Raw genomic sequence first — 13,973 nt, forward strand, 5'->3', positions numbered from 1 at the left:
TAAGAGGTACAAACAGGTCATATATCATTTGAAAATGATACAATACTTATATAAACCTACACCTTGTTACATAGTAACAAGGTGTAGGTAAAATCAAAACTTAACTTTATTTCAATGGAAAAGAGGAGAAGCATATGTATAGCAATTTAGAGGAATTAATTAAGCATCCTGTATTTCATCATTTTGCAGAAATTTCAAAGATTCCAAGAGGATCTGGTAATGAGAAAGAGATTAGTGATTATTTAGTAAAGTTTGCACAAGATAGAAATTTAGAAGTTGTGCAAGACCATGCGTTAAATGTCATTATGAAAAAGCCGGCAACACCTGGATATGAGCAGGTGCCAACAATTATTATTCAAGGTCACATGGATATGGTATGTGAGAAGAATCAATCGACTGTTCATGATTTTGAAAAAGATCCAATTCAATTACGAATTGTAGAGGATATGCTGTATGCGAATCATACAACATTAGGTGCGGATAATGGGATTGCAGTTGCTTATGCATTATCCTTATTAGATGCAACTGATATTCCGCATCCTGCTCTTGAAGTCGTTATTACGACAGAAGAAGAGACAACGATGGGCGGCGCTTTTGCGGTTGATCCAAATCATTTTAGCGGTAAAATCTTTATTAATCTTGACTCAGAAGAAGATCACAAATTGTTAGTAAGTAGTGCGGGCGGTGCAAAAGCAGTTGAAACAATTCCCGTTGTTTGGGAAGAAGCTCCAGATCATGCATTACCTTATCGCCTTTTTGTTGGCGGATTAAAAGGTGGACACTCTGGCATGGAAATTGATAAAGAAAGAGGAAATGCCAATAAAATTTTAGGTAGAGTCCTTCATGATTTATTGAATGAAATTTCATTTTTTATAAATGAAGTTCATGGCGGATTAAAAACAAATGCAATCCCACGTGAAAGTGCAGCAACGATTTTACTTTCTGCAAGCGATGTGCAAAAGGTAGAAGAGAAAGTGGAAGAGTGGACAGGCATTTTGCAAGAAGAACTACGTGCTGTGGACCCAGATGTATATGTTTCACTTACGAAATTAGAAGAAACAGTTGAAAATGTATTCGCACAAGAAACGCAAAAGCAGCTTATTTCTTCATTATTCTTAATCCCTAATGGCATTCAAAGCATGAGCATGGATATAAAAGGACTAGTGGAAAGTTCTACAAACTTAGGCGTTGTTGAAACGTTACATAATGAAATTAAATTAAGAAACGAAGTAAGAAGTTCTGTGAAAAGTTTAAAACAACATATTGTAAATGAAGTTAAGCATATTGCAGAATTGGTAGGGGCTCAGTTTGAAAAAGAGTCTGAGTACCCAGAGTGGCCATATAATCCAAACTCCTCAATTCGCAGCTTATTTGAAAAAGTTCATAAAGAAAAGTATGGTACAGATGCAGAAATTTTTGCAGTTCATGCGGGAATCGAGTGCGGTGTATTTATTGAAAAAATCCCAGGACTTGATGCGATTTCACTTGGACCAGATATGTTTCATGTTCATACGCCAGATGAGCATGTAAGTATTCCTTCTGTTGTGAATAACTGGGAGTATTTTATTGAAGTATTGCGTGAGACGAAGTCGCTGATTTAAATATGTTTTAGGTTAAAAGAGATGCTTATATCCTTAAAGCATCTCTTTTGTTTTTTCTACCTTAAAAAAGGTATCGATTTAAAATAAAACTTATTTTGTTGATGGAATGTTGGTCAATATTCTTAATTGAAAAACTTGACCAGAGTAATTCAAGTTAGTTTATATAAATATTTAATCTACTACTAAAGTTGTAAAAAATTTAGATAATATGTAGCAAGTGTCTGTTATTAAAAAAGTGTAAAATAAATTTAAATGACTAAATTTTCTGGAATGAGGAGGGAGTTAATTGATTAGAGAAAAAAATAAAAAACTTGTAGTAATCACTGGAATAACTCAAGGTTTAGGGCGGGCATTGATTGATCGGTTTTCTGAATTAGATTGGTTGATTGTTGGATGCGGTCGTTCTAAGAGTAAGATTAAACAAATTAGAATTCAATTTGATGACAAACATGATTTTCAATCTGTTGATGTTTCGGACGATAAGGCTGTTAGAGCTTGGGGAGAATATACTCTTGAGCGATACGGTGTACCAGATTTACTTATCAATAATGCTTCCATTGTTAATAAAAACGCACCGCTATGGAATATTTCTTCGGAAGAATTTGCAAATGTTATGAATATCAATGTGAATGGTGTAGTCAATGTGATACGGTCATTTGTTCCAGCTATGATTCATAATAAACAAGGTGTCATTATCAACATTAGCTCTAGTTGGGGAAGGTCTGGTGAAGCTAAACTTGCACCGTACTGTGCTTCCAAGTTTGCTATAGAGGGTTTGACTCAATCAATGGCATTAGAATTACCAAAAGAAATGGCAGTAGTTTCAATGGATCCAGGTGGTAGCATCAATACTCCGATGCTGCATTTGTGTGCACCAGAATATATATCAAGTTCTCCAACACCTGAAGCTTGGTCACATGTCGCTGTACCATATATACTTAGTATTACATCCAAAGACAATGGAAAATCACTTACTTGTCCAAAGGTTTTCTAAAGTATCATACCTGAGAGATACGAATATACACTTTGGTTTGGTGGTGAAATTTTGTAAAAGGGGGTTCCATGTAAAATGGGAGACTGCTGCGGTGCTTCGAAAAATGTAACTAACGATGTTGTTTGTCCTTTATCCAAAATGAAAGGAAAACAAGTCAAACTAATTACATTAAAAAGCTTGCTGGATGCTAATGCCTTGGCTCGATTGGAGTCAGATAAAACATACTATTTTTGTTCAGAGCAAGAATGTGACGTAGTGTACTTTAATGAAGAACAGCAAGTATTTATTAAAAACGATCTTAAGGTTCCTGTTTTTCAAAAAGATATAGAGGAAGATGTTCCTGCTTGTTACTGTTTTAATTGGACACGAGCACGCATTCGTGAAGAAATAAAACAAACCGGAAAGAGCCAAGCGGTACAAGAGATATCAATGCATATTAAAGCAAACCGTTGTGGATGCGAGGTAAATAATCCTCAAGGTTCTTGTTGTTTAGGAAACGTATCTGCGTTTATAAAGCAAGTTGAAAAATAATATTATTAACTTCCGCTAACATTAATTATGTGAACGAAGCAAAAAATAGCTAGAGCTCATAATCGTTATCTACCTCAACTCCAGCTATTTTTGTTTATCATATCTGGCGAGAAGACCCTCTACCTCAAGCGTGAAGCGGTAGGTGGGGGTAGTTCAATCAGAATCAATAAGGTTAACAGCCCTAATTTTCATGTCGGGTTGTTGAGCTAATATCTGTTGTTTTGCTTCTTCTATATCACTCGCTTGTACTTTTCTGTAATACACAACTCTTTTAGGACATTGATATTCAACATTATAGTCTTTCTGTTTGGAGTCCATTTTTATTCCTCCTTGCATTATATAAATCTTTAAGGGAGTATCTTTTTTATATTTTAGACATTGAACATTATTTCTTTGATTCACTCATTGCGTACAAATAAAAAATATAATCAGTTGAAGTCCCTGTAAAACCTAACTGTCTTAACATAGCTGTAATATTTCCGCGATGGTACGTTCCATGATTCACAACATGCTGTATCAATTCAAAAACTGTTGTGTCTAGCCGTCCAAAGTGAGGGTGTTCAGGAGAAATGGCTTCATTTAAGTTCTCCTTATGAGTGAAGAATGCTTGGTAGTCTTCGGATAAATTTAAAAATAATTGTTCCATTTCTTTAATAGTTGTCTCTTTTATTTTTTCTGAAAGATGTATTGCTGATGTCTTCACTTCATCAAAAGGTTTGCCTAATAAAGTACCTAGCCAGATTGTATCAGCGACATACATATGCACGAATACTTGTGAAATAGAGGGGAATACACTTTGTATTTCTGTAGACCAAATATCTGTTGGCAATGTTTTTAAGTGTGCAAATATTTTTTGATTTGCCCATACATGATAATCATATGCTTGTAATGCTGGATGTTTCATTAAGAATTCCTCCGGTTTCATTTGATTTCACGTTATAAAGGGAGTGCTTACTTTATATATACAACCGGTGTTCATGATTTTCCTTTTAGAAACTATGAAAAAGCAGTTTTTTAAAAGGGAAGGGAGTTTTTTACTTTGTCCTGCATAGTTTCTAACATCTAAGCAAAAAGTAACGTTGGAGGTGAGCAAAGTGGGTCGAAAAACTAAACAGGATCCTTCCAGAGCAGGCCTTGGTTCTTCACAAGTTGAAGGGCAAGGAACTACTACGCAAGAAACAGGTTCCATTAAAGTACCTTCATCAAATAAGAGACAAAAACGTAGTTAATCATAATTTTTCATGAGTTTACTGTGTAACGTAGTAAAGTGAAAAAGCCATTGGAATTATGCTTATTAATTCCAATGGCTTTTTTAGATGTTCAAAGATACAAGGCGATAGTTTTCTTATGATCTGTTTTAGGAACAGATTTCTCCCTGTTTTTCTCTCATGTTATCATTAAAAATATTAAGATGTAATTTGTTTTAAAAAGGATGTGTACATACAATGACGTTTTCTAATAAAACAGTGGTCATTACGGGGGCTGGAAATGGAATTGGAAAAGGAATTGCTTTACGTTATGCAGAAAAAGGAGCTAATGTCATTTTAGCAGATATAGATGAAAAAACAGGAACACAAACAGCTACTTGTATAAAAGAACAGGGAGGAGAAGCACTTTTCGTACAAACAGATGTAAGGTTGGAAACAGATATTGTTCGATTAATGGAAGTATCTAATCAAACATACGGTCAGATAGATATTTTAATCAATAATGCAGGAAAGACGTTATTCAAGTCTCCTTATGATATATCGTTAGAAGAGTGGGACGATATAATAAACACAAACTTAAGAAGTGTTTTCTTGGGATCACGTGAAGCAGCAAAATATATGCGTCATAACAAGGAAGGTGGAGCCATTGTGAATATTGCCTCCACAAGAGCCATTATGTCTGAGCCGAATTCAGAATCTTATGCTGCCACAAAAGGTGGGATAGTTGCAATTACACATGCGCTTGCAGCCTCATTTAGTGAAGATATGATTACAGTTAATGCCATTTCTCCAGGTTGGATTGAAACAGGAGATTATGTGAAATTAAGTAAAATCGATCATGAACAGCATCTGTCAAAGCGTGTAGGAAAACCAGATGATATTGCACGAGCTTGTCTTTATTTAACGGCAAAAGAAAATGATTTTGTTACAGGTATTAATCTTATCGTAGACGGCGGAATGACGAGAAAAATGATGTATGAGGAATAGGCGGTAATCAATCAAGCAATATATTAATTTCCTGTACCAATTTAAATTTAGATAATCAACCACCTTAGAATTGTTACGACCATTCCGAAAGTCAAAAATAAAAAGCCGATTTTCTCGTGTTAAGGGAAATCGGCTTTTTGTTTAGGAGATAACGTTATATTATCATGGGTTTTATGTTATTTGTTTGATGGGTCTCCATATGAATCAAGCTAAGGTAATTTTTTATCCCGCTACTTTAGGGCAGTAAGAGCCCGATTGGTGAGAGCTTTCCATCTGTGGGGGATGAAGAAAAATCCCACTGATGGAAGTTTCACTTTATCTATTTTAAAATTTAACAACATTTGTTTTATAATTTACAGATAGGGAGGGTAACATCTATCGTTGTTCCTCTATTCACTTCACTTTCAATACTTATCTTGCCTTGATGCATTTCAATAATTTTGTAACAAATCATTAATCCTAGGCCAATGCCTTCTTCTTTAATGCTATAAAAAGGTTCTCCAAGGTATGGTATGCGCTCTTGAGGAATCCCACATCCTTGATCAATAAATCGAATATTTATTTGATTATTATCAGCTCTATTAATTTGAATTAAAATTTCTCCACCTGTTGTCATAGATTCAATTGCATTTTTTAAGATGTTAACGAATACTTGTTTTAATTGATTCCCTTCACAAAGTATCATTGGAATATTAGACATAACTTCTGTCTTAATTTGTATATTATTCATTAGTGCCTGGGGCTCTAGTAGCATTACAACTTGATTCATTAACATACTTATATCATTAGGCTGAATTTTCACCGCCTGTGGTTTGGCTATTGCCATAAATTCATTCGTAATGCTTTCAATTCGATCAATTTCTGATGATACTATATTTATATAGTGATGATTATTTTCATTTTCCATTGTTTTTAATAATTGCATAAATCCTTTCATTGCAGTTAAAGGGTTTCTAATTTCATGAGCTATTGCTGTAGCTAATTGACCTACAACAGCAAGCTTTTCAGATTTTCTTAATAATTCTTCCGTCTTTATTCGTTCGGTTATATCTCGAGAAATACTTAAAAAAACTTCTTTTCCATTCAACTTGAATACACGAATACTAAATTCAGTCGTTATTTTCTTTCCTGTATTAAAAACATATTCATCTTGCAAAGTAAAAGAATCTTCCCCTTTTTTAATTTTTTCTATTAATCTTTTTAAAAGGGGAACATCCGTAGAAACAAGATCAGGAAATGGCGTACTAAGAATTTCATCTCTACTTAAATTAAACCTTTCACATCCAATCGCATTTACTTCAATGAATCGAGTGGGAGTTCGATTTTTATTCAATTCTACTACGTATACCGCATCCGCTGCCTGTTCAAATAGTGCACGATATTTCAATTCACTTTCTTGCAATTGTTGATATAATTGATGTCGTTCTTTTTCTGCTTGTTTTCTTTCGGAAATGTCCCTACATATTGCAGAGAGAGCCATTACATTCCCCCTTAAATCTAGAATAGGTGAAATCGTCATACTTACATCAAATAAATCCCCATTTTTTCGTTGTCTAATGGTCTCTAATCTAGTAATTGTAGATTTTCCAGACAGAATATTTCGAATGATTTCTTTAGATTCATCCATTAAGAAACTAGGTACACAAGGTAACTTTTCACCTATTATTTCGTGTATTGACCAACCAAATATCGTTTCATAAGCTTTATTCGCTTGTAAAATATGCCCTTCTCGATCAGCGATAATAATCGCATCTATGTTGTTATCTACAAATGACTCCAGTAATTCTTTGGTCGTTTTTAATTCACATTCCATTTTCTTTCTCTCTGTAATATCAATTGCAGAACCAACAACTTCAATAACTTTTCCATTTTGCTTAATGGGCCTAAGCGCAATTAGAGCAATGGTTTCATCATCTGGCCAAGGAATTTCAAATATAACTTCGTTCCCATCCCATGCTTGTACATAATACTTCAGTAATTGAGGAACGAGATGGGGAGGAATAATGGAGGAATCGATAGTACGTAAACTTTTTCCTACCACTTGTTCAGAATAAAATCCATTTTGATAATAAAATTGTCCATCACACATCGTATGTATAAAATGCGTATCTATTTTAATAAATTTAAAAATTCCTCCTTGCAGCTCATGAACAGTATCTTTAAGTTCTTGCTTCGATTTTTCTAATTTTTGATTCATTCTAAATAAATCTCGTGTTAAGGAATATAATTTTTGATAAGCTTCCATCAGAAAAAGTCCAATTAAAAGGCCCATACTTATAAATAATAAGCTTTGAATGTATAGAATATCAGATGTTGCAGCAGGAATGAAGAATTCGCCTACCAATCGAATCGTAGCCACATAACAAATCATATAAAGGAAGCTAGCTTTAAACGGATGTAAGTTTTTGGAATATGTTTTAAAAATAGTAAATATAATACCTGTTCCTAATAAAGCAACGACATAAGGTCCACAATATCCGTCCATATAAATAATACGCATTATTAAAATGCTAATTAACGTAAACCAACCAGCAGTACGACCAAAGTAAACAAACGAAAAAATGAGAGGAACAACTCGAAGATCATAGTAAAACCCCATGTATTTAAAAGAGAAGGCCATCAAAATAACAGCAATGATTGCCCCATATAGTTTTTCAATAAACTGGTTAGATTTCATTACAAACACTTGGATGAATATAGTTGAACTAACTAGGAAAGCAAAAATAAAAAGGTTAATAAAAAAGTCTTTGATAAACATATAGTGTCCCTCCTTATATCAAACGAATTCGACAGAAAAGGAGAAAATCCTACAAATAATATTATAGAAATAGAGGGACAGCACTAATACTCATCAACTTAAGATATTTATTGGTCCTAATAACAAAAAATTTTATCGTTCTAAATATTGTTTTTAAATAAATTTTTATCATTTGTATATATTGGTATAATCAAATAAGGATCATGGAACAGGCTCAGTAGCTAAGTAAATTTCGTATCGTTAGGTACGATTACCTTAGAAGCCCCCACCTCTATGCAAAGCCTCGGGGGAGGGTAGTTCACTTGATTATGAATTAAGTTTAAATATAAAGCAGGTGGATATAGTAAAACTACCAATCTGAAAAAGGTGTTTTTGGTACATGAAAACACTCTTTGTTAACATAAAATCAATGCATTCCCAAACCCTGAAAAGTCCCTTCAGAAATCTGAAGGGACTTTTCATTCAGATAATCAGTGTTATTGGAAGTAAATATATTTGTTTTTTAACTGTAGCGCTCCGTTAGTTGAGCTGTAAAATCTCGAAAGTTCTTGTTTGTAGAAGTTAAAAAGACTGGGCAAGACGGAATCCAAGGTCGTCAATGCAAAATGACGGATGGCTACGACGGCGACACGAAGCCCCACAACCCCTGGCCTCTTCAGCCCAGCTACCTCCTCGGAAAATTCGGTAGGAGCCGTACACTTGTTCATCATATAAATCCCAACACCACTCCCAAACATTACCTAACATATCATACAGACCCCATGCATTCGGTTCTTTTCTTCCCACTTCATGGATTTTGCCACCTGAATTTTCATTATACCAGGCAATTTTATCAAGCTCTCCGTATCTATAACCAGTAGTCCCTGCTTTACATGCATATTGCCACTCTGCTTCTGAAGGAAGTCGATAGCCGTCTGATTTCCAATCACAAATAATGTTTTCACCATCATTACTTATAGAATAACACTCTTTCAGTCCAGCTTTTTTTGAAAGTAGATTACAAAAAGAAATTGCATTGTTCCAGGAAATATTCACAACCGGTTTTAGATCTCCGTCAAAAGAATTAGGTGATGTATTTGTAATAGCATAGTATAGATCCATAGTTACAGGATATCGTGCAAGAAGAAAAGGTCTTATTTCAGCTTTCCATTTGCTTTTTATTCTATCGTCTCTTAATTCTATTTCTCCCCCTGGAATTTTTACCATTGGATAGTCAAGGTAACTCTTTATTTTATAGGACACGCTACCTTCCTCCTAACAATCTTGTTTTTTACAAATTTTACCGCATTTAGAATCATTAACTCAATACAAAAATTACGTTGTTTTTTGCAGATAACTGCCCGTTATCCATTCATACTGCTTTTATAGCTGAGGGAGGAAGGTCGATCAACTATGATGCCTTAGAGCACATCCCTTAGTTGAAGAAGGAATAGTGTATATCGCATTCATTTCCTGTATATAAATTGTATATTCACTAGCTTGTCTAATATATTATTTTAATAAAAACTCTTTTCACAAAATTAATTATTCTTTTTAGGCTTTGTGTAAATAGAGTCTTTTTTTGCGTGACTTTTCTGGAATGAAACAAGCATGTAACAAGAGTTTTATAATTAAAATTTTGGAGAGAAAAATAAAAAATATTGTATATTATCATGCACATATTGTTTGCTAAGGAAATATATGTATAATTAAATTAGAACAATCGTTCAATTTTAGTGAGAAGGTTTGATTTTAGTGAACAAAAGACGTTATGACAGTGAACAAGCAAGAAAAGACATAATGGAAAAGGCAGTGCAAATATTTACTGAAAAAGGCTATAATCAAACTTCAGTAGCAGATATTTCAAAAGCTTCGGGTTACAGCAAAGGACACATTTATTATCATTTTCAAAATAAAGAAAAGCTTTTTGTTCTTTTAGCGCAAAAAACGATGCAAAATTGGCATGATAAATGGCTGATGGTAGAACCTAGCTATTCCTCAGCAACAGAGAAATTGTACGGTATGGCCATACATGTCCTATACAATTATCAAACACCTTTATTAAAAGCGGGGCAAGAATTGGCTTCCAATCCAAATTCAAGTCCTGAATCGGTGAAACAGCTATATGATTTATCTATTATTCCGCTGGGTACTTATCGCTCCATCTTTCAAGAAGGAGTAGACAAAGGAGAATTCAAAAATGGGAATATAGATGAATGGACCATATTGTTAGGAACATGGCTGGGTGGTTTATGTCAACTCACTAATACACAAGAATTCAGTTCCCTAGAGTCTATTTTTAAACAGGCAGTTACTATCTTCTTAGGAGCTATTAGTAACGAAAATTAGGGGGAATTAAAGTGAAAATAGGTTTAATCGGAGACAGTTTAACTGAAGGGCGACCAGGAGTTTCTTTCTTCAAAATTCTACAAGAACAGTTTGTAGCTGATAAATTCGTTAATCTTGGTAAACCAGGGGAATCAATAAAAAGTTTACATTCACGACTAACTAAATCAAAGTTAGAGACCGATTACGAGCTTACTTTTCTTTGGATTGGAGTTAATGATGTTTATGCTAAATTACTAAGTGTTCAAGCACAACCCATCGCAAAAGATCATGAGGAATTTAAAGATTATTACCAAAAAGTTTTAGAGATAGTTCTTGCCTCTTCAAAACAAGTGGTCACAGTGTCACCAGCATTAGTTGGAGAAAATACTACGAGTGTGTCGAATAAAGAAATAAAGCATTTGTCTACCATTATTCAATCGATTTCTAGTCAGTATCCAAATGTAAGATTTCTGAATATGCAATCCGTGTTTGAAGAACATCTTGCTAAAGTTAAAAGTTCAGATTATATCAGCACCAAAGTTATGAGAGTTATGTTAGATGTCCTCTTCTATAAGAATCCAAATCGAATCAATCAGCTATCCCAAAAACGAGGACTTCATTTCACAATGGATGGCGTGCACTTTAATAGCACAGGTGCTAGAATTGTTGCAGCCGAATATGCGTCGACTATAGATCGACTCTTATACAACAGGCATTAGGTAGTAGCAATTAATTTTGTATAAGGTAGGGTGCATGAAGGAGGAGTTATAGTGGGGGAAGGTAGGAAAGTTTCTATAGTAACGGGTGGTGCATCGGGGATAGGCCGGGCGCTTTGTAGTGAATTGGTATCTCAAAATGTATTTGTAATTATCGCAGATATTAATAAATTAGAAGGACAGATTGTAGAGGCTGAGCTTAACGAAAATGGAATTAATTCTAGGTATGTGTGCTTAGATGTTACACATTTTGAAAGTGTGGAGCGAACAATTACGGATATATATAAAGAGTTTGGTAGATTAGACTATCTCTTTAACAATGCTGGTATTGCTATGTACGGTGAATTATATGATATGTCGATTGAAGACTGGAAAGAAATCATGGATATTAATTTGTGGGGAGTCATTTACGGAACTCAAGTTGGGTATAATCTTATGAAAGAGCAAAGTTTTGGTCATATTGTTAATACAGCATCAGCAGCAGGACTTGGACCCTCTCCAATATCCTCACCCTATTCTACAACAAAACATGCTGTTGTAGGTTTAACCACATCTTTGCATTATGAAGCCGAAGAATACGGTATTAAAGTAAGCACATTATGTCCCACATTCGTTGATACTCCTATTTTTAATACAGCAAAAGCAGTTAATATTGATAAATCAGTTATTACAAAACAGTTGAAAAAGCAAAAAATGATAACCCCGCAGCAACTTGCAAAAATTACATTGACTGGAATTCATAAAAATAAACCAATCATTTGTCCCATGCCAATGCGAAGAACAGTGGATATTATTTTTACATTGTTTCCATCAGTCCACAGAAAATTGATGAGATTAGTATGTAAAGTAAGTAGAACAGCTCGTGTGAATTCATAAAAACGATATCCTAAAAAGAAACACGCTATTCTTTTTGTAAAACTTCAGGAAAGGATAGTGTGTTTCTTTATGTCCTTAAATGCTTCTTAGCTTGTTAATAATAAGGAATTAAGAGAAAAATATGTATGCAATAAACAATAAAAAGAAACGTTTGACATATATTAAAATTAGCTTAAAATAAAAGTGAGTACTCACTCATTTTTATTGTGAAGAGGAGGGAAAATTTATGTCTCTAACAAATGAGGCAGTATTGCTTAAAGGTGTTTCCAAGTACTTTGGTAAGAAACAAGTGATTCAAGATATTTCATTTTCAGTCGGAGAAGCTGAAATTTTTGGGTTAGTTGGTCCGTCTGGTTCGGGGAAGACAACACTTATTAAAATGATTGCTGGTATTAGCGAAGCAACAACAGGGGAAGTAACTGCACTGCAAACGGTTATGCCGAATTTGAATGGAATGAAACAAATTGGATATATGGCTCAAGCTGATGCATTGTACGATGAACTATCTGCTTATGAAAATGCTGATTTTATTGCGACAATGTACGGATTAAAAGGAAAGCAAAAGAAGGAGCGCATCCTTGAAGTTTTTGAGCTTGTCCAGTTATCTCAGGATGCAAAAATGCAAGTGCAGCACTTTTCAGGTGGAATGAAGAAACGTTTATCACTTGCTATGTCACTTTTGCATGAACCAAAGCTTCTTATTTTAGATGAACCAACTGTTGGGATTGACCCTGTTCTTCGAAAATCAATTTGGAATAAGTTTTATGAGCTGAAAAAACAAGGAACGACAATTATTGTTACAACGCACATTATGGATGAAGCAGAGTTTTGTGAACGCCTTGGTTTAATTCGTGAAGGGAAGTTAATCGCAATGGGTTCTCCAGCTGAATTAAAAGAGCGAACAACATCGGGACGTATTGAAGATGTCTTTTTACTGGAAGGAGTGGTGGAATAATGAGAGTATTGGGAGTTGTTATCCGCATTATTCGTCAGTTTTTCCGAGATAAAAGGTCGCTTGCGCTTATGTTCGGAGCACCGATGTTACTTCTTTGGCTTCTTTCACTTGTATTCACACAAAAAGATTACAAGCCTCATATTGCTTTAGTTGATGTACCGGCACCAATTGTAGAATCAATGAAAAAGCAAGATGCTTCTTTTTATGAGTATGATAAGGAAAAAGCACGTAGTGAATTAGAAAATCAAGCAATTGATGCGATAGTTACTGTAGATCATGGAAAGATGAAAATAACGTTAGAAGGTAGCGATTCATCGAAAAATCGTGCTGTTATGCAAGTTTTGCAAAAGAGTATGGAGAAAAAAGAACCGACGACTATGAAGCCTGATGTTTCTTATTTACATGGATCAGCTGATTTTACGATGTTTGATGGATTAGGCCCGGTATTAATTGGTTTCTTTACCTTCTTTTTTGTCTTTATTTTATCAGGGGTTTCATTCGTTCGAGAACGTTTAAGCGGGACTTTGGAGCGATTATTATCGACACCAATTCGGCGCTGGGAAATTGTTGCGGGTTATATCATTGGATTCGGTATCTTTGCGTTTTTACAATCCGTACTAATTGTTAGTTTTTCTGTGTATATTCTTGATTTATATGTTGCAGGTTCACCTTGGCTCACGTTACTTATTACATGTATGCTTTCATTAACAGCTCTAACACTTGGAACATTTTTATCAGCGTATGCAAACAATGAATTTCAAATGATTCAATTTATTCCATTGGTCATCGTGCCGCAAATTTTCTTTTCGGGTTTATTTCCGATTGAGTCTATGAATAAGTGGTTACAACTTCTTGGAAAGCTATTTCCATTAACATACGGTGCAGATGCGATGCGGCAAGTTATGATTCGAAATCAAGGATTTGGCGAAATTGCTGGTGAACTTGGAGTTTTATTATTATTTGCACTAGTGTTTACGGTAGGTAACGTATTTGCTTTGAGGAAACATAGACGAATATAATGGAAATAAAAAGGAGTTTAT

At 34.5% G+C, this 13,973-nt stretch carries 14 protein-coding genes; 10 read left to right on the top strand and 4 right to left on the bottom strand.

The annotated features are described in order from the left end of the window. The first annotated feature begins 134 nt into the window (after positions 1–134). The 3 genes from ACFQZ1_RS23385 to ACFQZ1_RS23395 all read left to right on the top strand — a co-directional run bounded on the left by ACFQZ1_RS23385 (position 135) and on the right by ACFQZ1_RS23395 (position 3,126). Complete coding sequence (locus tag ACFQZ1_RS23385) at positions 135–1,601, top strand: aminoacyl-histidine dipeptidase (protein ID WP_377884552.1); 1,467 nt, start codon at positions 135–137, stop codon at positions 1,599–1,601. Positions 1,602–1,887: 286 nt separating this feature from the next. Continuing rightward, positions 1,888–2,595 carry an SDR family oxidoreductase gene (locus tag ACFQZ1_RS23390; RefSeq protein WP_377884553.1) on the top strand — a complete coding sequence of 236 codons (708 nt, stop codon included), beginning with the start codon at positions 1,888–1,890 and terminating at the stop codon, positions 2,593–2,595. 75 nt (positions 2,596–2,670) lie between these two features. Continuing rightward, positions 2,671–3,126 (top strand): putative iron-sulfur cluster-binding metallochaperone, encoded by a 456-nt coding sequence (locus ACFQZ1_RS23395; RefSeq protein ID WP_377884554.1) that lies wholly within the window; start codon positions 2,671–2,673, stop codon positions 3,124–3,126. A gap of 153 nt (positions 3,127–3,279) precedes the next feature. On the opposite strand, the gene ACFQZ1_RS23400 is transcribed toward ACFQZ1_RS23395, so the two are convergent. Both ACFQZ1_RS23400 and ACFQZ1_RS23405 read right to left on the bottom strand, forming a co-directional pair. Beyond that, on the bottom strand, positions 3,280–3,444 hold the full coding sequence (locus ACFQZ1_RS23400) for a hypothetical protein (RefSeq protein WP_377884555.1): 165 nt from the start codon (positions 3,442–3,444) through the stop codon (positions 3,280–3,282). A gap of 67 nt (positions 3,445–3,511) precedes the next feature. Beyond that, positions 3,512–4,030 carry a DinB family protein gene (locus ACFQZ1_RS23405; protein ID WP_377884556.1) on the bottom strand — a complete coding sequence of 173 codons (519 nt, stop codon included), beginning with the start codon at positions 4,028–4,030 and terminating at the stop codon, positions 3,512–3,514. A gap of 190 nt (positions 4,031–4,220) precedes the next feature. Between ACFQZ1_RS23405 and ACFQZ1_RS23410 the strand changes: the two genes are divergently transcribed. Both ACFQZ1_RS23410 and ACFQZ1_RS23415 read left to right on the top strand, forming a co-directional pair. Continuing rightward, positions 4,221–4,355, top strand: a complete 135-nt coding sequence (locus ACFQZ1_RS23410; protein ID WP_377884557.1) for a YuzL family protein — start codon at positions 4,221–4,223, stop codon at positions 4,353–4,355. A gap of 216 nt (positions 4,356–4,571) precedes the next feature. After that, positions 4,572–5,321: a glucose 1-dehydrogenase gene (locus tag ACFQZ1_RS23415; protein WP_377884559.1), complete on the top strand. Its 750-nt coding sequence runs from the start codon at positions 4,572–4,574 to the stop codon at positions 5,319–5,321. Between the two features lie 346 nt (positions 5,322–5,667). On the opposite strand, the gene ACFQZ1_RS23420 is transcribed toward ACFQZ1_RS23415, so the two are convergent. Next, the gene (locus tag ACFQZ1_RS23420; RefSeq protein WP_377884560.1) at positions 5,668–8,079 is read right to left on the bottom strand and encodes a PAS domain S-box protein; all 2,412 of its coding nucleotides are present in this window, start codon (positions 8,077–8,079) and stop codon (positions 5,668–5,670) included. A 561-nt stretch (positions 8,080–8,640) separates the two neighbouring features. Continuing rightward, positions 8,641–9,285 (bottom strand): formylglycine-generating enzyme family protein, encoded by a 645-nt coding sequence (locus ACFQZ1_RS23425; RefSeq protein ID WP_377884965.1) that lies wholly within the window; start codon positions 9,283–9,285, stop codon positions 8,641–8,643. 528 nt (positions 9,286–9,813) lie between these two features. Between ACFQZ1_RS23425 and ACFQZ1_RS23430 the strand changes: the two genes are divergently transcribed. The 5 genes from ACFQZ1_RS23430 to ACFQZ1_RS23450 all read left to right on the top strand — a co-directional run bounded on the left by ACFQZ1_RS23430 (position 9,814) and on the right by ACFQZ1_RS23450 (position 13,952). Next, a complete protein-coding gene (locus ACFQZ1_RS23430; RefSeq protein ID WP_377884561.1) occupies positions 9,814–10,407 on the top strand; it encodes a TetR/AcrR family transcriptional regulator in 594 nt (197 codons plus the stop codon). Positions 10,408–10,418: 11 nt separating this feature from the next. After that, complete coding sequence (locus ACFQZ1_RS23435; protein ID WP_377884562.1) at positions 10,419–11,105, top strand: SGNH/GDSL hydrolase family protein; 687 nt, start codon at positions 10,419–10,421, stop codon at positions 11,103–11,105. Between the two features lie 51 nt (positions 11,106–11,156). Beyond that, positions 11,157–11,978 (top strand): SDR family NAD(P)-dependent oxidoreductase, encoded by an 822-nt coding sequence (locus ACFQZ1_RS23440; RefSeq protein WP_377884563.1) that lies wholly within the window; start codon positions 11,157–11,159, stop codon positions 11,976–11,978. 226 nt (positions 11,979–12,204) lie between these two features. Beyond that, entirely contained in the window at positions 12,205–12,933 is a 729-nt protein-coding gene (locus tag ACFQZ1_RS23445) for an ABC transporter ATP-binding protein (protein ID WP_377884564.1), read from the top strand. After that, positions 12,933–13,952 (top strand): ABC transporter permease, encoded by a 1,020-nt coding sequence (locus ACFQZ1_RS23450; RefSeq protein ID WP_377884565.1) that lies wholly within the window; start codon positions 12,933–12,935, stop codon positions 13,950–13,952. Before ACFQZ1_RS23445 ends, ACFQZ1_RS23450 begins: the two co-directional genes overlap by 1 nt. The last annotated feature ends 21 nt before the right edge of the window (positions 13,953–13,973 follow it).

Origin of the sequence: Bacillus sp. CGMCC 1.60114, from assembly GCF_042676365.1 — a bacterium.
GTDB classification, from domain to species: domain Bacteria; phylum Bacillota; class Bacilli; order Bacillales; family Bacillaceae_G; genus Bacillus_A; species Bacillus_A rhizoplanae_A.